Annotated in this window: 19 protein-coding genes and 3 tRNA genes; 4 read left to right on the top strand and 18 right to left on the bottom strand. The window is 66.6% G+C overall.

The features are described 5' to 3' along the window. Window positions 1-8: 8 nt before the first annotated feature. Genes lpxK through ACVOME_RS10215 form a run of 7 tightly spaced genes read right to left on the bottom strand, consistent with a single transcriptional unit; the run spans window position 9 to window position 8,346 of the window. A complete protein-coding gene (gene lpxK, locus ACVOME_RS10245; RefSeq protein ID WP_065175869.1) occupies window positions 9-1,028 on the bottom strand; it encodes a tetraacyldisaccharide 4'-kinase in 1,020 nt (339 codons plus the stop codon). After that, window positions 1,028-2,776 carry a lipid A export permease/ATP-binding protein MsbA gene (gene msbA / locus ACVOME_RS10240; protein ID WP_053519964.1) on the bottom strand — a complete coding sequence of 583 codons (1,749 nt, stop codon included), beginning with the start codon at window positions 2,774-2,776 and terminating at the stop codon, window positions 1,028-1,030. Before msbA ends, lpxK begins: the two co-directional genes overlap by 1 nt. Next, on the bottom strand, window positions 2,773-3,195 hold the full coding sequence (locus ACVOME_RS10235) for an ExbD/TolR family protein (protein WP_065181236.1): 423 nt from the start codon (window positions 3,193-3,195) through the stop codon (window positions 2,773-2,775). Before ACVOME_RS10235 ends, msbA begins: the two co-directional genes overlap by 4 nt. Window positions 3,196-3,198: 3 nt before the next feature. Continuing rightward, entirely contained in the window at window positions 3,199-3,867 is a 669-nt protein-coding gene (locus tag ACVOME_RS10230) for a MotA/TolQ/ExbB proton channel family protein (protein WP_481505056.1), read from the bottom strand. Between the two features lie 3 nt (window positions 3,868-3,870). Further along, the gene (locus ACVOME_RS10225; protein WP_481505055.1) at window positions 3,871-6,270 is read right to left on the bottom strand and encodes a DNA internalization-related competence protein ComEC/Rec2; all 2,400 of its coding nucleotides are present in this window, start codon (window positions 6,268-6,270) and stop codon (window positions 3,871-3,873) included. Between the two features lie 59 nt (window positions 6,271-6,329). Continuing rightward, window positions 6,330-7,673, bottom strand: coding sequence for a sensor histidine kinase (locus tag ACVOME_RS10220; RefSeq protein WP_053519968.1), 1,344 nt, complete (start codon window positions 7,671-7,673; stop codon window positions 6,330-6,332). A gap of 1 nt (window position 7,674) precedes the next feature. Next, on the bottom strand, window positions 7,675-8,346 hold the full coding sequence (locus ACVOME_RS10215) for a response regulator transcription factor (RefSeq protein ID WP_065175867.1): 672 nt from the start codon (window positions 8,344-8,346) through the stop codon (window positions 7,675-7,677). Window positions 8,347-8,483: 137 nt separating this feature from the next. Between ACVOME_RS10215 and ACVOME_RS10210 the strand changes: the two genes are divergently transcribed. Together ACVOME_RS10210 and ACVOME_RS10205 are read left to right on the top strand one after the other, a co-directional pair. Then, on the top strand, window positions 8,484-9,251 hold the full coding sequence (locus tag ACVOME_RS10210) for a MipA/OmpV family protein (RefSeq protein ID WP_065175866.1): 768 nt from the start codon (window positions 8,484-8,486) through the stop codon (window positions 9,249-9,251). A gap of 28 nt (window positions 9,252-9,279) precedes the next feature. Continuing rightward, window positions 9,280-9,564, top strand: a complete 285-nt coding sequence (locus tag ACVOME_RS10205) for a hypothetical protein (RefSeq protein ID WP_065175865.1) — start codon at window positions 9,280-9,282, stop codon at window positions 9,562-9,564. A gap of 84 nt (window positions 9,565-9,648) precedes the next feature. On the opposite strand, the gene ACVOME_RS10200 is transcribed toward ACVOME_RS10205, so the two are convergent. Then, window positions 9,649-9,789 (bottom strand): hypothetical protein, encoded by a 141-nt coding sequence (locus ACVOME_RS10200; protein ID WP_164972405.1) that lies wholly within the window; start codon window positions 9,787-9,789, stop codon window positions 9,649-9,651. Window positions 9,790-9,970: 181 nt separating this feature from the next. Here ACVOME_RS10200 and ACVOME_RS10195 point away from each other — a divergent pair, with 181 nt between their 5' ends. Then, entirely contained in the window at window positions 9,971-10,312 is a 342-nt protein-coding gene (locus tag ACVOME_RS10195; RefSeq protein WP_253119589.1) for a hypothetical protein, read from the top strand. A gap of 93 nt (window positions 10,313-10,405) precedes the next feature. On the opposite strand, the gene ACVOME_RS10190 is transcribed toward ACVOME_RS10195, so the two are convergent. The 3 genes from ACVOME_RS10190 to uvrB form a co-directional block, all read right to left on the bottom strand. Then, window positions 10,406-10,480: transfer RNA gene (locus ACVOME_RS10190), tRNA-Val, on the bottom strand. Between the two features lie 97 nt (window positions 10,481-10,577). Continuing rightward, window positions 10,578-10,652: transfer RNA gene (locus ACVOME_RS10185), tRNA-Val, on the bottom strand. Between the two features lie 106 nt (window positions 10,653-10,758). Beyond that, window positions 10,759-12,783, bottom strand: coding sequence for an excinuclease ABC subunit UvrB (gene uvrB, locus ACVOME_RS10180; RefSeq protein ID WP_053520440.1), 2,025 nt, complete (start codon window positions 12,781-12,783; stop codon window positions 10,759-10,761). 128 nt (window positions 12,784-12,911) lie between these two features. On the opposite strand from uvrB, the gene ACVOME_RS10175 reads away from it, so the two are divergent. Next, window positions 12,912-13,442 carry a GspH/FimT family pseudopilin gene (locus tag ACVOME_RS10175; protein ID WP_481505054.1) on the top strand — a complete coding sequence of 177 codons (531 nt, stop codon included), beginning with the start codon at window positions 12,912-12,914 and terminating at the stop codon, window positions 13,440-13,442. Between the two features lie 57 nt (window positions 13,443-13,499). On the opposite strand, the gene ACVOME_RS10170 is transcribed toward ACVOME_RS10175, so the two are convergent. The 7 genes from ACVOME_RS10170 to ACVOME_RS10140 all read right to left on the bottom strand — a co-directional run bounded on the left by ACVOME_RS10170 (window position 13,500) and on the right by ACVOME_RS10140 (window position 21,319). Beyond that, window positions 13,500-13,576: transfer RNA gene (locus tag ACVOME_RS10170), tRNA-Asn, on the bottom strand. A 66-nt stretch (window positions 13,577-13,642) separates the two neighbouring features. Beyond that, complete coding sequence (locus ACVOME_RS10165; protein WP_053516619.1) at window positions 13,643-14,056, bottom strand: type IV pilin protein; 414 nt, start codon at window positions 14,054-14,056, stop codon at window positions 13,643-13,645. Window positions 14,057-14,079: 23 nt separating this feature from the next. Beyond that, complete coding sequence (locus tag ACVOME_RS10160; RefSeq protein WP_481505053.1) at window positions 14,080-18,657, bottom strand: pilus assembly protein; 4,578 nt, start codon at window positions 18,655-18,657, stop codon at window positions 14,080-14,082. Next, window positions 18,654-19,142: a pilus assembly PilX family protein gene (locus tag ACVOME_RS10155; protein WP_053516616.1), complete on the bottom strand. Its 489-nt coding sequence runs from the start codon at window positions 19,140-19,142 to the stop codon at window positions 18,654-18,656. Before ACVOME_RS10155 ends, ACVOME_RS10160 begins: the two co-directional genes overlap by 4 nt. 7 nt (window positions 19,143-19,149) lie before the next feature. Further along, the gene (locus ACVOME_RS10150; RefSeq protein ID WP_461290243.1) at window positions 19,150-20,337 is read right to left on the bottom strand and encodes a PilW family protein; all 1,188 of its coding nucleotides are present in this window, start codon (window positions 20,335-20,337) and stop codon (window positions 19,150-19,152) included. Continuing rightward, window positions 20,337-20,804, bottom strand: a complete 468-nt coding sequence (pilV, locus tag ACVOME_RS10145; RefSeq protein ID WP_053516615.1) for a type IV pilus modification protein PilV — start codon at window positions 20,802-20,804, stop codon at window positions 20,337-20,339. Before pilV ends, ACVOME_RS10150 begins: the two co-directional genes overlap by 1 nt. Continuing rightward, window positions 20,801-21,319 carry a GspH/FimT family pseudopilin gene (locus tag ACVOME_RS10140; protein WP_111186083.1) on the bottom strand — a complete coding sequence of 173 codons (519 nt, stop codon included), beginning with the start codon at window positions 21,317-21,319 and terminating at the stop codon, window positions 20,801-20,803. Before ACVOME_RS10140 ends, pilV begins: the two co-directional genes overlap by 4 nt. Window positions 21,320-21,440: the final 121 nt, after the last annotated feature.

The raw sequence follows: 21,440 nt of genomic DNA, 5'->3' as shown, positions 1-21,440 counted from the left end.
CCGGCCGCTCAGTTCGGTCGCAGCTTGTCCAGGCGATCGGTCAGCGCCACCCAGAACGCGGCAGGCAGTTCAGCGCGCAACGGCACGGCGTAATACCAGTCATTGCCGAACGCGCGGCACTTCACCGCGTCCTTCTCGGTCATCAACACCGGCAGCTGGCTGCCAAAGGACAGATCCTGCCGCTGGTAGGCATGGTGATCGGCGAAGGCATGCGGCACCACGCCGATGCCGCGCGCACGCAGCATGTCGAAGAAGCGCTGTGGATGGGCGATGCCCGCCACGGCATGCACGCGCTGGCCCTTGAAATAGCCCAGCGGGCGCGCACGCCCCCCCGCGAGAGGCTGTGCGGTGTCGATATGCAGGGCCATCGGCCATTGACCGAATCCGCAGGCCTGCGCCGCGCCGTCCTCATCCGTCTGGCCCAGGTTGACCACGCGGAAATCGCACTCGGCAGCGCGGCTGACCGGCTCGCGCAACGGGCCGGCCGGGATCATCCGGCCGTTGCCGTAGCGGCGCTGCGCATCCACCACTTCGATTTCGATGTCACGCGCCAGCCGGTAGTGCTGCAGGCCGTCGTCGCAGACGATCACATCGCAACCGGCCTCGATCAGCGCACGGCCCGCCGCCACCCGATCGCGATCGACGCGCACCGGCACGCCGGTCTTCCAGGCAATCAGCACCGGCTCATCGCCGCCGGTCGCAACCGGCGTATCGGCCTTTACCCACTGCGCCTTGTCGGCGTTCTCGCGGCCATAGCCACGGCTCGCCACGCCTGGCGTCCAGCCGGCCGCGCGCAGACGCTCGACCAGGGCGATGGTCAACGGCGTCTTGCCGGTGCCGCCAGCGGTGATGTTGCCGACCACGATGACCGGCACCGGCAACGTGTGGCGCTTGCGCCAACCACGCTGGTACAGGCGTCGCCGCAGCGCGGTGACGCCGGCATACAACGGAGCCAGCAGGCGCATGGGCCATGGAACCGAACTGCCGTCATACCAGTACGGCGGGGTCTGGGTACCCTTGCCTGCCATCAGTCCTGCCTTTCGCGGAACTGCATGCTGTGCAGGTGCTGGTACAGGCCACCCATGGCAAGCAGCTCATGATGGGTGCCACGTTCGACGATGCGGCCGTGATCCATCACCAGCACCTGGTCGGCGTGCTCGATGGTGGACAGGCGGTGGGCGATCACCAGCGTGGTGCGCTCCGGCATCAGTCGCTGCAGCGCGTCCTGCACCAGCCGTTCGGATTCATTGTCCAGCGCCGCGGTGGCTTCATCCAGGATCAGGATCGGTGCATCACGCAGGATCGCGCGGGCGATCGCCAGGCGCTGGCGCTGGCCACCGGACAGCAGCGCACCGTTCTCGCCCACCGGCGTCTGCAGCTGCTGTGGCATGCGTGCGATGAATTCCCAGGCATTGGCCGCTTCGGCCGCGGCACGGATCTGCTCGTCGGTCGCATCCATGCCATAGGCGATGTTGGCAGCGATGGTGTCGTCGAACAGCATGACCTTCTGCCCGACTATCGCCACCTGCCGGCGCAGGTCAGCCAGCGGATAGTCGTCCAGGGGTACGCCGTCCAGCCGGATGACGCCGCCATTGGGCTCGTAGAACCGTGGCACCAGCCGGATCAGGCTGGTCTTGCCGCTGCCGGAACGACCAACGATGGCGGTGACCGTTCCGGGCCTGGCAACGAAACTGATGTCATCCAGGGCGATGCCGCTGTCTTCGCGATAACGCAGCATCACGTGCTCGAACGACAGTTCACCGCGTACGCGCTGCACGACATGCGTGCCGTCGTCGCGCTCGACCGGCATGTCGATGATGCCGAACAGGCGCTCGGCCGCCGCGACGCCACGCGAGATCGAGGTCTGCACGCTGGTCAGGCGCCGCAGCGAAGGGATGATCGCCATCATCGAGGTCATCAGGCCCATGAACTGGCCCGCATTGAGCTTGCCGGCCAGTGCTTCGCGGGTGGACACCCAGACGATCACCGCCAGGGCCAGCGCAGCGAGGAACTGGACCACGCTGGACGCGGCGGCACGCGTCACTTCGACTTTCATGTTCAGCGCGAGCATGCGGTTGGCCAGGCGCGAGTAACGGGCGATCTCATGCGCCTGCGTGCCATGCACCTTCACTTCCTGCTGCGCGGCGAGCGACTGTTCCGCCGTCTGCGCCATCGTGCCCATGCCGTCCTGGATGCCGCGGCTGATGCGGCGGTAGCGCTTGCCGACATAGGACACGATGCCGCCGATCAGCGGCACCACCAGCAGCATCGCCAGGGTCACCTTCACGCTCATCTGCAGCATCACCACCAGCATGGCGATGATGGTCAGGGTGTCGGCGACCACGGTCTTCAGTGCGTCGGCGCTGGCCTGGGTGACCTGCTCGGTGTCGAAGTTGAGGCGGCTGACCATCACCGGCGTCGCCTCGTTGTCGAAGTGCGAAGACGGCAGGTGCAGGTACTTCTGCAGAACCTGCTCGCGCAGGTCGCGGACCACGCTGCGCCCGGTCTTGGCCAGCGTGTAGTCGCTGACCCAGGTGGCCAGGCTGCGCATCAGGAACAGGCCCAGGATGGTCAGCGGAAGGATCACCGCCATGCGCGGCTCCGGGTTGACGAAGCCCCGGTTGACCAGCGGCTCCATCAGCTTGGTGAAGTGATAGCCGGCCAGTGCTTCGACCACCATCGCGATGACCGCGGCCACCATGAACACCCAATAGGCCCGGGTATAGCCCAGCAGGCGTTTGTAGATCGGCCACACCGGCGCGTGTTTGGAACTCATGGACGCACCTCTGGCGCAGTGGCGATTGCAATACGGCGGAAACCGAGCTGACCGAGCGCATCCTGCGCGGTCACGACGGCCTGGTAGGGAGTGCGCGCGTCGGCACGCAGCAGCACGGTCTGTTCGCGATCACTGCCCGCCACAGCGGCAATGGTCTGCTTGACCGACTCGACGTCGCTGCGCAGCACTTCCTGGTCATTGATGAAATAGCGGCCATCGGCATTGATCAGCACGCTCAACGAACGCGGCGGTTCATCGGTGTGCTGCTGGCTGGCGGTGGGCAGCTGCACCTGCAGCGTCGAACGCGCATCGAAGGTGGTGGTGACCACGAAGAAGATGATCAGCACCAGGATGACGTCGATCAACGGTACCAGATCGATATGCGGCTCATCCTGGGATCGGTCGTTGCCGATACGCATCGATCAGGCCTTCGCCGGGGCGGGCGCAGCGGCACGTGCAGCCGATGCCGGTGCGGGCGCCATCACGCCGGGACGACCATCGAGCGTATCCAGCAACGCGCTGGCTTGCTGTTCCATCTCCACCACGTAGCCGTGGATCCGGCCCTTGAAATAGCGATGGAACATCAGCGCAGGAATCGCCACGATCATGCCGGTAGCCGTGCAGACCAGGGCCTTGCCGATGCCACCGGCCAACTGGTTCACATCGCCCACGCCGTGGTCGAGGATGCCCAGGAACATCTGGATCATGCCGATCACCGTGCCGAGCAGGCCCAGCAGCGGGCCGGCCGAGGCAATGGTGCCGAGCGCGTTGAGGAACCGCTCCATGCGGTGTACCAGGTGGCGGCCGGTGTCCTCGATGCGCTCGCGGATCTGGTCGCGCGGACGATTGCGTGCTTCCAGCGCGGCGGCCAGCAGCGCTCCCAGTGGCGAGTTGGCACGCAGCGTCTGCAGATGGGCAGGGTCGAGCTTGCCGCGCGCAGCCCAGTTGCGCACTTCCTGGCCCAGCCCCGGTGGCAGCACTTCAGCGCGCCGCAGGGACCAGAAGCGCTCCAGGACGATTGCCAAAGCCAGTACGCCCAACAGCAGCAGCGGCACCATCGGCCAGCCACCGGCCTTGACCAGTTCCCACACGTTTCAACCCTCCGGCCCAGCGGCCGCCTGTTCGATCGGCGATAGGATAACAGCCGACCGCGCCCGCCCAGCGGCATCCCACCACCGGGCCGCGTGGATGCGCTGTTCACGCAGCTGCAGGCCTTGTGCGCCAAGCCATATGCGGATCGCGCCGGATTCGGCCGTAGCCAGCACTTCGGCGCCCACGGCGCGCCAGCGCTGCACCACGTCACGTTTCGGGTGGCCAAAACGGTTCTGGTGCCCGGCCGAGACCACGGCCAGCCGGGGGGCCACCGCTGCCACCCAGGCCGGATCCGAACTGCCCCCGCTGCCATGATGCGGAACCAGGACCACGTCCGCGCGCAGCTCGCCGGGCGCCCGCTCCACCAGGCGCCGTTCGGTCGCCGCGCCGATGTCGCCGGCCAGCAGGATCACGCCATGTGCGCTGGCGATGCGCAGCACGCAGCTGTCCTCGTTGCCGGCCGTCGGCACGTCGGGCCCGGGATGCAGCACCTCGAAGTCCACCCCGTCCCACCGCCAGCGAACGCCGCGATGGCAGCTGCCGGCACCGTCGAGGCTGCTGCCTGGGGGTGCCAGCAGCTCCAGGTGCGGCAGCTGCCGGCGCAGCCGCGGCAGTGCGCCGGTGTGATCCAGATGGTCATGACTGAGCACCACGCGACCGGGCGGCACCTGACCCAGCGCACGTACGGCCGGCAGCAGGACCCGTTCGTCGCCATCGCCACCGATCGCAGGGCCGACGTCGTACCACAATGCATGCCGTGCCGTGCGCACCAGCACCGCCGTGCCCTGCCCGACATCATGCGCCAGCAGCTGCACCTCCCCGGCAGCCGGTATGTCACGTGACGGCCATGACAGCGGCAGGCACAGCAGCGCGCCGGCCAGCACGCCGCCGGCCCCGCGCGGCAGCAACCACCAGAACAGGCCCGCCAAGGCCGCTGGCACGGTCCACGCCGGAGCCTCGGCCAGCCACCACATCGCCTGCGGGTGGTCTGCCAGCGGCTGCAGGGCCTGCCAGCTGAGGTCGAACAGCCAGGACGCTGCGCGCCAGGGCCATCGTCCCGCCCCGCTGTACAGGGCATCCAGAGCGGTGCCAAGCAGTGCCAGTGGCACCACCAGCAGGCTCCACCACGGGATGACCGGCAGATTGACCAGAGGCCCCAGGCGCGCGGCGCCTCCGAACAGGGCCACGCAAAGCGGCAGGAGGCCGAGACTGGCCACCCCCTGGGCCGCGAAGAAGGCCTGCAGGCGGCTCCCCACACTGTCGGCGCTTGCCGTCGGCAGGCACCACAGCAGCCAAAGCACGCCACCGAAGCTGAGCCAGAAGCCGGCCGACAGCACGGACAGTGGTGCTGGCAACAGCAGCACCAGGGCCGCCAGTGACACGGCCTGGACCACGTCGGGAGGTCGCCGCCCCCCACGTGCCAAGGCGATCAGCCCGATCATCAACGCCGTGCGTACGGTCGGCAGTTCCGCGCCGGCCACCAGGGCATAGCCGGCCGCTGCCAGCGCGGCGGAACACGCAGCGGCCTGCGGACGCGGCCAATGACGGGCCAGCGACGGCAACAGCCACCACACTGCGGTGCACAGCAGTGCCGCGCAGCCACCCACCAGGCCCACGTGGAAGCCCGAGATGGCGATCAGGTGGGTCAGCCCCAGCGCACGCAACTGATTCCAATCGGTGTCGGACAGCCATCGGGTATCGCCCAGCGCGAGCGCGCGGATGAAGCGCGATGCGGGGCTGGGAACCTGCATTGCAATCGCATCGCTGCTGCCCTCGCGCCAGGCCAGCAGCCCGTCCGGCGCCTGCAGTTCACGCGCACTGCCCGCTGCACGCACCGTGCCGTGACCGGCAATGCCCGCCAGCACGGCATGACGTTCGGCGTCGAAGCCGCCAGGATTGATCCGCGAGCGTGGCGCCCGCAGCCGCAACGGCAACCGCCACTGCGCCCCCGCACGGACCTGATGACGGCCCCCACCCTCAACGCGCGTGCGGATTCCGGGCCATGGATCGCTCCAGGTGATCTGCAGGCGCTTGCCCGCCAGTGCGGGATGCCCCGGTGCATCGCCGACCTGCAGGACGAAACGGGTATGGCCGCCCGCCCTTACCGGCAGATCGACGACGCGCCCGCTGACCACGGCATCGCGGACCGGCATGGCCGGCGGCAGTTGCTGCTGCAGCGTCCATTGACCATGCAGGGCCGCCCACGCTGCGCCGAACAGCAGCGCGGCAACCGCGCGGCCGCGCCACGGCAGCGCCCACCCCAGGCCGGCCACGGTGCTCGCCAGCGCGCAGCTCCAGAGCGGTGGCAACGCGGGCAGCAGCACGCACGCCAGGGCGCCGCTGACGAACGCGGCAGTGCAGACCCCGCCAATGGGAGCGGGCAACGGAGTATCGGCGGCCATCGCATCAGCCTGCCGCGTGCTGCCCCTGTCCTCCTATCAGGCAACGACCCGCGCAGCGGTCAGCGCCGCACGCTGCCGCGATGGAAATTGACCCGGAAGCTGGCGCCGCCGCCGACGGCTTCACCCACACTGACCGAGCCACCGTGATGCTGGACGATCTCCTTGACCAGGTGCAGGCCCAACCCGCTGCCACTGCCCGCCGCACGCAGTCGATGGAAGGGCTCGAAGATCGCCTCGCGGTCGCCGACCGGCACGCCCGCGCCCTGGTCGCTGACTTCCAGCAGACCGGTCCGGTCAAGACGTACGCAGATCGTGCCACGCCCGCCGCCATGGACGATGGCGTTGTGCACCAGATTGGCGATGACCCGCCCCAGCGCCAGGCTGTCGCCGTGGATCCACACCGGCGTCTCTGGTGCGTCCACCTCGAAACCGTAGCCGGCGCCCACCACCAGCGGAGCCAGTTCGGCCGCCGCTTCGCGCACCACCAGGGCCAGATCCAACCGTTGCATCGCACTGGTGTTGCGATCCAGCCGCTGCAGATCCAGCAGGTGCTCGGCCACGTTGCCCAGGCGAGCAATGTCGGTCAGCAACTGCGATTTCAACTCGCCCTGCGGCAGCTGCGACAGGCGCGCCTGCACCACGGCAATCGGCACGCGCAGCTCATGCGCGGCATCAGCAAGAAACTTGTCACGCGCCGCATAGCCCTGCTGCACCTTGTCGATGGCATCGTTGAACGCCTCCACCAGCGGTGCGACCTCGGTCGAGACCAGCTGCGCGTCCAGCCGCGCGCCCGGCTGGCCGATGTCCAGTTCCTTGGCCTGCTGCGCGGAGCGTCGGACACCGCGCATCGCGCGGTGGATCACGGTCGGCATCACCAGCAGGGTGACCACGATCAGCGGCAGGAAGAACCACAGGCCAATCAGGCGCAGCACCATCAGCGCGCCATCCAGCAGGCCGCCCTTCGGTGCGCCCCCCACCATCACCGTGATGCGACGCCCGTCCTCGTTGCGGATCATCACCCGCGCCACGTCCAGATAGGGCGGCACCAGTGAACCCAGTTCGGTGGCACCCAGCGTCGGCAGCCGCGCCAGCAGCGGCGCATGGATCGCCGGTACCTTGCCACGCTCGAGCCAGGCTCCCCGGTCATCGACGGCGGCGAACCAGAGGTTGCCACCGGCGCGCGCATCCAGCTTCTGCCAGCGTGCCTCGTCCAGCGCCAGGCCCCCATCCTGGCTGTGCACGGCCTTGGCCACCGCCTCGGCGGTGAACATGTCCATGCCCCAGGAATCCTTGTCACCCCAGGTGAGGATCAGTGCGACCACGGCGAACAGCACGGTGAACGCCTGCGCCAGGAACAACCGCCAGGCCAGGCCGAGGGTGATCGATCGGATCGGTCGCGCCATGTCAGGCCTCCGCCAGCAGGTAGCCGACGCCGCGGATGACATGGATCTCCACGCCAGCGCCCGCCTGTTGCAGCGCCTTGCGCAGTTTGGAGATGTGCGCATCCAGCGCGTTGGACTGGATCTCGTCATCGAAACCGTAGACCGCCGCCTCCAACGCGCTGCGCGTGACCGTGCGCCCCTGCCTCATCGCCAGCGCCTGCAGCACCAGCACCTGGCGGCGCGGCAATGCCAGTGTCTGGCCCTGCACCTGCGCCTGCAGCGATTCGAAGTCGAATTCCAGCTGCCCAAGCCGCAGGCTGGGGGTGACCATCGCCGATGGCCGACGCGATACCGCGCGGATGCGTGCCATCAGTTCTTCGATCGCCACCGGCTTGACCAGATAGTCATCGGCACCGACATCCAGGCCCTCGACCTTGTCCGACAGCGTGCCCTTGGCGGTCAGCATGATCACCGCCAGATTCGGTCGCAACGTGCGTGCGGTAGCGACGAAGGTGGCACCATCGCCGTCCGGCAGCTGGCGGTCGAGCAGCATCAGCTGGTGCACCGGTTCGCGCAACGCGATGGCGGCTTCGGCGAGGCTGCCGACCACGTCGGCGACCACGCCCTGCCGCTCCAGCCCGGACTGCAGGGCCCGCGAGAGGTCGGGATCATCTTCGACCAGAAGAATGCGCATGGAGGTCTCTGCTGCGGGAAACGGTTCGGATCATTGTGCCAGCCAGGGCCCCGTCGCGCTCCGTATGCATCGACGCAATGTTGCGACAATGTTGACACCGCAGCATGCAGCCTCATCCCCTGCAAAGCTGTCGATCGATGCCCTTGTCGCCCTCTGCCCTGCTGCGCCCGATGCTGTTCTCCGCCGTGCTGTCGATGCCGCTGCTGGCCCAGGCGGCGGAACAGACACCCGGCGTGAAGGCCGGGATCACGGTCGGCGCGACATCGGGCGCCTACGCGCACTACGACGTCAAGCCATTGGTCGTGCCCGCCCTCTCCTGGCAGGGCGAGCGCTTCTTCGCCAGCCCCGGCTCGCTGGGCATGTACCTGTACAAGGGCGAGGGCCTGCGCCTGTCGGCGGCGCTCACGCCCTACACGCTGCGCTTCAAGACCGATGACGTGAACGATCCACAGCTGCGCCGCCTGCACAGCCGGCAGATGTCGGCGATGGGAGGCATCAATGCCGAATACAGCGCCGACTGGGGCATCGTCGAAGCCAGTGTGATGCGCGAGATCAGCGGCCATGGTGGCGGCCTGGAATCAAGCCTGTACTACAGCTATCCGCTGCAGGCCGGTCGTTTCACCTGGGTGCCGAGGGCCGGAGTGGTGCATTCCAGTGCGCGCCTGCTCGATTACTACTACGGCATCAGCGACGAGGAAGCACTGCGTTCGGGCCTGGCCGCCTACAGCCCCGTCAGCGCCACCTCGCCGAGCGTGCAGATCGCGGTCAGCACGCCACTGGGCAGCAGATGGCGCGCCACCGGCGTAGTGGCCAACCAATGGTTCGGCGATGCGGTCAAGGACAGCCCGATGGCGCGCCGTGGCAGCCAGACATCCGCCTTCATTTCCCTGATGCGTTCGTTCTGACCGAGCGCTCCCCGGACGAGGAATCCCCATGGCCTCCCCCAGCCCCGCAGCCGATGCGCACGCGATCCTGCGCGCCCCCGATCTGGACAGCGCCGAACGCGCGTATCTCGGCCTTCTGCCGGACCTGGACCACGTCGATGCACTGACCCGTCGTGCAGTGGGCCTGTCGAAGGTAGCCGACGCGGCACGCGGCTACGCCCTGTCGATGACCCTGATCGGCCTTCGCCTGCAGGAACTGGAGATGGGTGAGCCCTGCACGACGGAGCACCGCCAGGCGACACTGCGCAGCCTGCGCCAGGCCTTCAGCGCCTGACCGCCCCCCAGAACGGCACCCGTCCGCAGCCGATGCGGGCCACGCGTGTCCGAGTGTGCGGCACGCCGGCACGCAGGCGCGCCATCAGCGGCAGGTCGTCCAGGCCAGCACGGCACACAGGATGGCCACCCAGACCACGGCCTTGAACGTGCCTGCCAGCATGTTGCCGCCGAACAACAGGTCGAGCAGCGGGTTGGGCCTGGAAACGGGAACGTGATCGCTCATTGCAGCTGCTCCTTGTGATGGCCGCGATTGCGCGGGCGCCGCAAGTCTACGCCTGCCCGGTGCGGATTCATCGGCGCCTGGCTGCGTTTGGCGGCTCAATCCGGGTGTTCGTCGCAGGCTGGCTGTGGGCCCGGCGGCGAAGTGCCAGTCTGCCTGCACTTTCCCGCTGGAGCACCGTGCCATGCCGATGCTTGCCCTGTTGCTGCTGTGCGCTGGCGCGTTCGGTCACGCCACCAGTGCCGACGAGCCCGTGCTGGTCGATCTGCCCCTACAGTCCGAATCATCGACGAGGGTGGCGCAGCCCGCCATGCAGCGCGAACTGGAACCTGCCAGCCTGCGGCTCTTCCACCTGCGCCAGGATCGACTGCTGCGGGTGGGACAGCAGTGCCTGTCGCAGGAACAGGCCGATGGCCATCGCGAAATCGTCGGCGAGGCACGCATGATCCAGCTGTGGGAGCGTATCGATGGGCACTGGCGGATACGGCGGACGCTCGTCATTGACCACCGGGCCACGCGGACGTGACATCACGCGGCCATTGCATGCGCCCATGAAAAAAGCCGGCGATGGCCGGCCTTTCGTATTACCACCGCTGCACCGGCAGGGCCGGGAGCCAGGTGGTGGGCGGTACAGGGTTCGAACCTGTGACCCCTACCATGTCAAGGTAGTGCTCTACCGCTGAGCTAACCGCCCATCGTGTTACTGCGGCCCGCCAGCGGGCCTCTTTACGTAAAAACCCGGCGCCAGGGCCGGGCTTTCAATTCACGACCGCCCTCTTTCGAGAACGTCGTGGTGGGCGGTACAGGGTTCGAACCTGTGACCCCTACCATGTCAAGGTAGTGCTCTACCGCTGAGCTAACCGCCCGTTTTGGGGTCTGAACGTCCGCGAATGCGTCGGTGCAGGCCGCGTATATTACGGATGCCGGCCCGGAAGCGCAACACTTTTGTGAAGAAGCGCGGCACTGTCGCGTTCAGCCCAGGCTGGCCTCCTTCAGCTGTCGGATCTGGTCGCGGACGCGGGCCGCGTCCTCGAATTCCAGGTCCTTGGCGTGCTGGTACATCTGCTGTTCCAGAGCCTTGAGACGCGCCGCCAGCTGCGCCGGCCCGAGCGCGCGGTAGTCGGCCACATCCTCGGCCACTCCAGGCCTGCCCTTGCCTTTTCCCTTGCGCGATTCCTTCTCGGCCGCTTCGGATCGGGCACCTTCCAGTACGTCGGTGATCGGACGCGCCACCGAGCGGGGAATGATCCCGTGCTCTTCGTTGTACTCGACCTGCTTGGCGCGTCGGCGGTCGGTCTCGTCGATCGCGGCCTGCATCGAACGGGTCACCTTGTCGGCGTACAGGATGGCCTTGCCGCGCACATTGCGGGCCGCACGGCCGATGGTCTGGATCAGCGAACCGGTGGAGCGCAGGAAACCCTCCTTGTCCGCGTCCAGGATCGCTACCAGCGACACCTCGGGCATGTCCAAGCCCTCGCGCAGCAGGTTGATGCCGACCAGCACGTCGAACTTGCCCAGGCGCAGATCACGGATGATCTCCACGCGCTCGACGGTGTCCACGTCCGAATGCAGGTAGCGCACGCGGATGCCATGCTCGGTGAGGTACTCGGTCAGGTTCTCGGCCATGCGCTTGGTCAGCGTGGTAACCAGCACGCGGTCGCCAGCCTTGATGCGCTCGTTGGCCTCGCTCATCAGATCGTCGACCTGGGTAGCGACCGGGCGGATCTCCACCATCGGGTCGATCAGGCCGGTCGGCCGCACCACCAGCTCGGTCACTTCGTCGCCCGACTCGCGCATTTCGTACGGGCCCGGCGTGGCCGACACGTAGATGCTGCGCGGCGAGCGCGCTTCCCACTCTTCGAAACGCAGCGGGCGGTTGTCCAGCGCCGAGGGCAGGCGGAAGCCGAATTCGACCAGGGTTTCCTTGCGCGACCGGTCGCCCTTGAACATTGCGCCGATCTGCGGAATGGTCACGTGCGATTCGTCGATCACCAGCAACGCGTCGGCCGGCAGATAATCGAACAGGGTCGGCGGTGGCTCGCCAGGGCCCTTGCCGGTGAGATGCCGCGAGTAGTTCTCGATGCCGTTGCAGTAGCCGACCTCGGCCATCATCTCCAGGTCGAACTGGGTGCGCTGGGCAAGGCGCTGCGCCTCGACCAGCTTGTTCTGTGCGTAGAGCTGCTCAAGCCGCTCCTTCAGTTCCACCTTGATGGTCTCGATCGCCGCGAGCACGCGTTCGCGGGTCGTCGCATAGTGGGTCTTCGGGTAGACGGTGAAGCGCATCAGGTTGCGCAGGGTTTCTCCGGTGAGCGGATCGAACATCGTGATCTTCTCGACCTCGCCATCGAACAGCTCGATGCGCAGCGCCTCGCTGTCCGACTCCGCCGGGAACACATCGATCACTTCGCCGCGCACGCGGAAGGTGCCGCGCTGCAGTTCGTATTCGTTGCGGGTGTACTGCAGCTGCGTCAGATGATTGATCAGGTCGCGCTGGTCGATGCGTTCACCCTTGGACAGGATCAGGCGCAGCGACAGGTAATCCTCGGGCGCACCCAGGCCGTAGATCGCCGACACGGTGGCCACCACGATCGCGTCGGGCCGCGACAGCAGGGTTTTGGTCGCCGCCAGCCGCATCTGCTCGATGTGCTCGTTGATCGAACTGTCCTTCTCGATGAAGGTGTCCGACGACGGCACATAGGCCTCCGGCTGGTAGTAGTCGTAGTAGCTGACGAAATACTCCACCGCGTTGTGCGGGAAGAACGCCTTGAATTCACCGTACAGCTGTGCGGCCAGCGTCTTGTTCGGCGCCATGATCAGCGTCGGCTTCTGGATCTGCTGGATGACATTGGCGATGGTGTAGGTCTTGCCCGAGCCGGTCACACCCAGCAGCGTCTGCTTGGCGATGCCGGACTCGAAATTGCTGGTCAGCTTCGCGATGGCGTTCGGCTGGTCGCCCGCCGGTGAATACGGCGAGACGAGTTCAAAACTGTCGCTCATGATGTTGCCAGATCCCGGGAACGGCCAGTATACGGGGCATCCGGTGACGGCCGGCTGAGGGGAAGCCGGACACCCCGACGCGCCAACCTCCAATGGAGACCGGCCGGCGGGGCCGGCAGGCTGTGGGCATGCTCCAGACCCTCTGCAAACACCCCGCGCGCAAGGCCCGGGGGCTCCACCTGCCTGAAATGCTGGTGGTCCTGATGATCCTGTGCGTACTGCTGGCTGTGGCCTGGCGCCCCTGGCAGCGCGCGATGCGCCAGCTGCAGGCCGAATCCCTGCGTGCCCAGCTGGTCGGCAGCCTGTCGCTGGCGCGCAGCACCGCCATCACCGAGGGACGCCCGGTCACCGTGTGCGGCTCCGGCGACGGCAGCCGCTGCGACAACCGCTGGAGCCAGGGCTGGCGCGTTCAGGTTGAGCCGCGGGTGGCCAGCGGGGGAATTACCACCCTGCTGCACACCCAGGAGAACCGCCATCGCCATGTGGAACTGCGGGCGAGCGACCATCGCGCCCACATCCGATTCCGCGCTGACGGGCGCAACGCCGGCACCAACCAGTCCATCGTGCTGTGCGTGCAGGGCCTGGAACACAGCCGCGTGATCATCAACATCCCCGGACGGATCCGGAGCCTGCGCCCACGCGTGCCTACGCCCTGCTGATCCGGCGCGGCCTGCCCCAACGAAAAAAGCCGCGATTGCTCGCGGCTTTCTCGAAACTGGCGCCCGAAGTTGGACTCGAACCAACGACCCCCTGATTAACAGTCAAGTGCTCTAACCGGCTGAGCTATTCGGGCGGGGTGCGCATTCTAGCCAATTCCAGAAGTGGGGTGCAAGCCCCTTCCACACTCGCCGCTGCCGTCTTACCAGCACTCCGGGTTGGTCTTGCTGTCCGGCGTCTTGCGGCCCGCCTGATCGAGTGTCAGCGTGCCGCACGCGTCCTTGTCCTGGCCGGTTTCCGGAACCGCCTGCAGGGTATAGGTCCCGGCGGTCGCCTTGCCGTCGAACGATATGGCATAGCGGGCCGAGCCCTGCCGCGGCGACTGGCTGAACGGCAGCGAGAATCCGTCGTAGCTGTTCTGCACGGTGTGATGCCGCTCGAGCAGCTGCGCGATCTCGACCAGGTCAGCCTTGGCCATCGCGCGGTGTGTCTTCAGCACATGTCGCTGGTAGGAAGGCAACGCCACAGCCGCAAGCACCGCGATGACGGCAACGGTGATCATCAGTTCGATCAGGGTGAAGCCCGTTACCTGCTGTTGTCTGCTGGATGTGCGCATGGCAGCTCCCGTATTCCTGGTAGTCATCGGATCTGGCGCCACGACTGGCGACCACAGGCACGCTGGCCATACGCAGTATCCGCGCCCGGCGTGTTCAGAGCCACGATGCAGCGGTCCAGCGATCCATCGACCGTGCACTTCGGATCGCTGGGATCGCAGCCCTTCAAGGTGGTGCTGTTGACATTGGTGGACAGCACGGGGGCACCGGTTGCGATGTCTCCGCCGCGGGTCAGCGCACCGGCACCGCAGTTGGCGCCGCACAGCGCGTTTCCGCCAACCTCGTCGGTCAAGCCGCTCATCGCCGGCTGGCCGGTCAGCATGTTCAGGCGATAGCGCCAGTTGGTGCCGCCGCCGGTGCCGCAGACCGCCTGCCCGGGCACATAGGTGGTGAACATCACCGCGCCGCCCTGCAGCGTCGGATAGCCGAAGAAGCGCTCACCCTCCACATCGGAACCCACGATCAGGTCGACGTACCAGCCGCGCTTGCTCGCGTAGTCCACGCCGTTGCCCGACACGTCACGGAAGCCGGCACCATTGGCACTGACGGTCTGCCCCACCAGCGAATCACGGCTGGAAATGGCAGTGGAGAGGTTGTCCCAGAGCCCATACAGCGTCTGCACCGGCGAATTACGGGTCACTGCATTGTCGTCAGCGGTGAAGTAGCGACCGGTACCGAAGAACAGGCTGACGCCACCGCCCGGCCCTGCCGAGACTTCGATCGCACCGGTGATCGGCTGGGCGACAGCGCTGCGCACGGCGGTGAACAGCGGCGTGCCGTTGAGGGCCACATTCCAGGCGCTGGGATCACCGCCACGCAGGTCAAAGCGCCACATGTTGCCCTGCATGTCGCCGCCATAGACGGTATCGGCCAGGCCACTGCTGTTGTGCAGTGCTACCGCGGTGACATGGTTGAGGCCATTGGCGACTGCGTACTTGCCCGCCGTGGGGTACACGCGCTTGAGGATCTCGCCGGTGCGGATGTCGACCACATAGAGCACCGGTCGGCCGGTGCTGGAATTGACACCGTTGCCGAACAGGGCGACGAACCGGGGCGGACTGTCCGCATTGGGGCCGGCAACGGGCACCACGACCGGCTTGCCCATGACGAAGCCCAGGTCCGATTCGGTCTTGCCGGAAATCTCCCACAGCACGTTGCTGGCGGTGAACCCGGTCGGATTGCTGATATCCAGGGCGAACACCGAACCGTTGCCCACTGCCGTGGCCGACGGCCCGCGCGACGCGCCGCCGCCGCCGGTCGAACCGACCAGTACCGTGCGCCAGGCATCGCCGTAGTAGACGTCCGACGAGGTCAGTCCGCCGTCCACGTAGTAGCGATGTCCATAGGTGGGGTTGGCCAGCTCCGCCATGTGCTGCAGCGAAGCCGATGGAATGAAGGCGAACTGCTCGCTGCCCGCCGAGGTGCCGGTGCTGGCATTGAAGCCATGCAGCATGCCGTCGTTCGCACCGACGTAGACCATCGAAGGTGGGCCACCGTTTGCCACCTTGGTCGCCAGGTAGGCCCGATAGCTCAAACCCAGCGAGGTCTTCCAGCTCACTCCGCCCTGCGCCTGCCAGGAGGTGAAGCCGTAGTCGTCCTTGTTGGACACGATCTCCACGCTGGAATTGACGATATCGCCAAGCAGTGAACTGCGCGGGCGGAAACCGCTCACCGGTGAGCCGCGCAGGTAACTGACCAGATCCGCCACGGTGTGCGAACCGAACCAGTTCGGCACCGTGTTGAGCCCCATGTTGCCGAGCTTCTCGGCGCGATCACGCCCGGGAACGTTGTCGGCGGTGAAATCGGCCGCTGCCACCGGCACCAGTTGGTTGGACGTGTTCACATAGGTGGGTGCGGTCGACATCACGATGGTCCGCCCGGAGGCGCTCATCTTGGTCGACGCACGCCACAGTTCAGCGCCGGCGCCTCCGGTGCTCGTGGTCTGGCTGGCGATGACATCACCGGTCCAGTCGTTCGAGCCCGACGGCACCGTGTAGTGCGCGGACACGGTGAAGGAGCCGGCGTTGACACGGGCGCCGGTGCCGCTGCCACCCACCGGAGCCTCGCCAGCCGCAGCGCTGTCGAAGATCGATTCCAGCGCGGACTTCAGCTTGGCCGGATTGCGCGCCAGGAAGTAGTTGTCCGGTACACCCGGCACCTTGCTGTCCCACTTCCTGCCTTCCGGCACGCCGTACTTGGCGGCGTACCACAGCGGGCTTTCCAGCTGCCCGGCCTGGCCGGTACCCAGTTTGTAGCGCATCACGACCGCGCCGGTCCAGGTAGCCGGCGGATCGGCGCTGGTGCTCAGCACCGAACCGTTGCGGTTGCCGGGGCGCAGCACCAGCCGCTGCACGTTGTCAGCCGCATTGGAGCCCACGATCGTGTAGCCGGTCAGCATCGCGTTGCCTGCATAGGCGGACAGGTTCTCGATGCGGACCAGCACTTCGTCTTCGCCGACCTTGTTGCGAACGGCGTTGTTGCTGCATTCACCACTGTTGGAGCGCCAGCAGATGTTGCGGAATGGCGTCGTGCCACCGTCGCTGCAGGTGCTGCCTACGCAGTAGCTGAGCATGGAGACCACATCGTTGTCGTGGTCATTGCCCCACAGCGAATCCTCCCAGACCAGCGAGAAGCTGCCGGCCTTGCCATCGGCACGATAGTCACGGCCATAGACATAGTTCGGCGATACCGCTGACCGCTTGGTGCCGACGCCGACCGAGCCGAGGAAACAGCTGCGCCAGCCGCTGCTGTTGATGCCCGCTCCTTCGGTGTTGTTGGCCTGGCACAGGGGGGCCAGGGTGATCTTGCCATTGCCCACCGGAATCTCGAACTTCGGCAGGCTCTCAGCCATGGCCACGGTGTAGGTGGTGGCGGTCAGCTTGTAGGTGTTGGGTTTGTCCTGCACGCCCGGACGCAGATCGGTCTCGGCAGCGGCCTTGGCCAGCCCCGAGATCAGGTAACTGCCTTCCGTGGACGGCACGTCCGGGCAGATGCCGCGCACGAGCGAAAGGCCTGTCACCTTGACCGCACGGCAGATGTCCTCATGGGTGTTGATCGAGGCATAGCGATTGGTCAGGCCGACACGGCCTGCCATGTAGCTGCCACCGGTGATGTTCTCCTGGTTGCCGATCGCATCGGTGGCCGCCGCTGCCGTGGTCAGGCCAGTGACCGTACCGATGTTGTCGCTGTCGAAGGACGGCAGGCCCGAGGACATCACCAGGATGTTGCAGGTAGCGCAGTAGGAGTTGCCGCCGTCGTTCGGCGACCGGTACGGATCCTTCCAGGCCACCGAATTGGGCAGGCCGCTGAGATCACCGCTGGCGCTGTAGATTCCCTTCGTTTCCCCCTTGATGTAGCGCAGCGCTTCGGCATACATCTCCGCCAACGGATTGCCCCAGGCGCTGCACTTCTTGGATGCGTTGCCCGGGTCGGTCAGGTTGCCCCGGCCGTCGAAGCCCTGGCGATTCAGGATGCTGTAGTCGTCACAGTCAGTCCATTTGTCCTTCCAGTTCCACTGGTCGATGCGGAAGTTGGAGATCGTATTGATGATGCCCTCGGCCCCGCCCGTCAGCGTGTTGCAGAACTGGCCATTGGACAGGTTGATCTCGTCGCCGGCTGCGCAGAAGGTCGTGCCGTTGCCGGCGATCTTGCCGATGTTGCGACGGACCACGCCGCCATCGCGCGGATTGACATAGGTGCCGGTGACCAGACCAAACCGCAGACGGCCACTTTCACCATAGGACTGCAGCAGTCCCGCCGGTTTCAGGTAGTCCCGGGTGCCGTCGTTGTACTTGCGGCAGAACGCTTCCTGGAAGGTTCCAGAACCGGTGGCGCAGACTTCAACCCGGACATTCAGGTCGGCCGCGACCGATCGGGGGGAGTCATCCTTGCCCTCGTCGCTGCGCCCCACGATGCACTGATAGCCGGCAGTCGAGGCCCATTCACCCCAGCTGCCACTGGCAACGCGCATCAGCGGTGCGCCGGTGGCACTGATGCTGGCATTGCAGAACGACATGGTCGTCTTGTACGGGGTGAAGTTGTTGATGTCGGCGCCGCTGTACACCTTGACCCAGGCGTGCAGGTCGTTGGGAATCTGCGCCCGCTCCAGCACCGTCTTGCTGGCGGTATCGGTGATGCGATGGCCGCCGTACAGCACGTAGCGCATCACATCCAGGCGGCTCATGGTCGCCCAGTTGAGGAAGTTGCCGGACCAGGTACCCGAACAGGTGTGTCTCTGCGTGCCGGTCGCCTTGGCCGTGGCCTTGAACTGGCTGCTGCTGTACGTGTAGCAGAGATTGGAGTCGAAGTACCCGGAGTAGTCGAATTTGTCCTGGTAGGTGGTGTCGAGCGTGCCGTCCTCGTCCAGATCGCTGTAGTCGCTGTAGGCCTTGTTGAACAGCTGCTCGTCGCGCGACATCACCATCATCATCAGCGGCGGCTGTGTCTTCTTGCTGTAGAGCGGCTCCTGCGCGATGTCATAGTCGCCAAGCGCAGCGAACAGCGGATAGACCAGTGCGCCCACGCCCACCAGCACGGCAGCGGCGGTGCCTGCACGCAGCCACGGGGAGGAGACAAGGCGGGAGAATCGGCGCGGAGTATTCATGGAATGAAGATCGTGTCGATGACGGCGCTGGAAGAAGGATTGGCCGGATCGTCACTGGCCAACACGGTGATCTGGTAGATGTTCTCGGTCTCTTCGTTCTTGCGCCGCCCCAGGCCCAGCGGCCCGACCGGCACGCATTTGTCCAGGCGGCGGGTATTGATCGCCGTTGCCGTGGTCTTGCCATCGGCCCAGGTCGCCGGGTCGAACACCGGGCTGCACTCTTCCTGGTTGGCCTCGAAGATCTTGCCGCTGTCGATGACCGCCTGGATCGCCGCTTCCTGCGAACGTACATCGGCCTCGGCGTTCTGGAACGCCTGGTTCGAGCGCAGGTAGTTGGCGGCCATGCGTTCCTGCATGCCGGTCACCTGCATGCCGGCGATGCCGATCAGGGCCAGCAGGATCAACATGATCAGGGCGACATACAGCACCGCGCCGCGCTGTTGGCGGTGCGATGCGAAGGAGGGGGTGCGCGGGCGCGGATGCATGGTGGCCTCAGTTGCCGAAGAGGCGATTGCGGAGGGCGATGGTGGTCTGGTAAACGGCGCGCATGCGGCCGTCCTCGGGCGCGGTGAACGTGACGCCCATCGAGGTCAGCACCGCATTCTGGTCGGCCTGAGGGGCGGCCGAGGGATCGGGACTGGCCATCACCAGGCCCATCTGCACGGCACCCACGCGCCGCCAGGCGTTGATGTTGGGATTGGCCGATGCCTGCACGGTGGCCGCGGTGCCCTGGCGATCAATGAAGCCGGTCGGGTAGGCACTGGTCAGGCGACGATCCTGGCCGTACAGCAGCTGCATGTTCTCCACACCCTCCACCAGGGCCTCCGGCGCGCCGGCGACCAGCGCACCATTGGGCGTGGCGTTGAAACGCACGCGGTACAGCGAGGAACGTGCACTGGCAGCGTCGTAGCCCACGTAGTACACAGCGCTTTCCGCACGGTGCAGCATCGCCTGGCCTGCGGTCACCGGACGGATGAAGTTGCTCGCATTGTTCGGTGCATCGCCGAAGGTGATCGTGCCCCCTGCCTTGTCGATGCTGCGCGCCTGGAAAACGGTGGCGCTGGCGCAGTCGGCAGCGCCGTACAGCCCGGAATCGGCAACGCCACTCTGCAGCACGGCGAGTCGCGCCTTGTCGAAACTGAAAACCGGCTGCGCGACGGTACCGCCGGAAGCCGTGACCGGCACGCCGTCCGGCATCAGGTATCGCAGGGCGACGATGTCGCTGCCGTTGACCCGGTTGGGCAGCGCCGCAGCGAATTCATCGGGCAATGCGGGCGTGTACGCGGTGCCGCCCGTCGCCGGAGTGGCCGGCAGCGTCACCGCATCGCCGGGTGCCGTATCGGTCGCCTCGTAGCCCTGGATGGATCGCTGGAAGTCCAGCGCCGGATGAGGCGTGGCCGCGAACGTCGTAAACAGCGAGACGCCATCCGGCGACTGCCGGGCCTGATCGTTGACGCAGCCGAAATGACCTGCCATGCGCAGTTCGCGCTGCAGGGTATCCATGGCGAAGCGACTGTTCTCCTGCACGCGCGCCAGGCCATCGGACAGCTGATAGGCAGCACGCGAGGCCGCGAACACCTGGACGACACCGAGCATGACGATCACGCCGATGGTCAGCGCGATCATCAGTTCGACCATGGACAGGCCGGCCATGCGCCGGGCCGGGGAATGCGCGCGCATCACAGGCGGCTCCCGGCACTGAAGGTGGTATCGCTGGCGTCAGCGTTCCAGCGCTCGTCACCCCACGTCACGCTGACCGTGTACTGGGTGCCGGCACGTGCGACCTTGGCCGTGGCCCCATCCCCCAGCGCCTTGCCGAGACGGCAGGTCCAGTCCAGGGTGAACGCGTCCTTGCCGATGTCGTTGCCGACCGGTGGCAGGCAGTTCTTGGCCGCGGTGGTCGCCGTGTAGTCGCCCACGTAGGACGGTGCCATCGAGCGGTTCATCCGCAGCTGATCAAGCATTTCGTAGGTCAGGTTGGTCGCCTGGGTGCGATAGTTGGCGCTCTGCACGAAGCGTACGTTCATCGTCTGCAGCAGTGCGAAACCCAGCAAACCGACCCCCAGCACCAGGATCGCGATCAATACCTCGATCAGGCTGAAGCCGCCCTGTGCGTTGCGCGGGGAACGGAAACGGGGCGTTCTCACTTGCAGTCCTCCTTCAACAGACGCACCTGCCCGGTCGGGGACAGGCGAAGCGTGCGCTGCAGCGGCTGCTTGCCGCAGTTTTCCGGGCGCAGCGTCAGGTCGAGCGTGGCATTGGCGCGATTGCGGCCCCGCGGGTCGAAACTCACCGACAGGTCGGGCGTACCGACGGCGACCAGCGCCGAACGTCCGGGGCTGTAGCGCAGGACGGTTTCGCCGGCACTGAGCGCACCGTCGCCGTTGCTGTCGGCCCAGACCAGCCAGCCATCGGTCCAGCTGTCGCCATCACAGGACGTGCCTCCGGCAGAGGCACACACGCCGCCACCCCTGCGGTTCTTGACCGCTTCACTGCGGGCCAGCGCCATCGACGCGATGAGGTCATTGCTGGTGGTGGCTATGCGGTTGGAGCGGATGGTGCTCTGGAAGCTCGGAAACGCGATCGTCGCCAGCACGCCCAGCACGACCACCGTGATCATCAACTCAACCAGCGTGAAGCCGTTCTGCCGGCGCAAAGACATGTGGACGCTCCCCAGCGTATTGATCGCCACCATGGGCCATCGCCCTGCCGCCAGCAAGCGGCGGCAGGATGAACGGTCAATCCGGGGCGACGGGCGTCAAAGGCTTGACGAACCGCCCTTC

Source organism: Stenotrophomonas sp. STEN008, from assembly GCF_056760435.1.
Note: the sequence above shows the minus strand (reverse complement) of the source record. Positions and strands in the feature narration are given on the sequence as shown.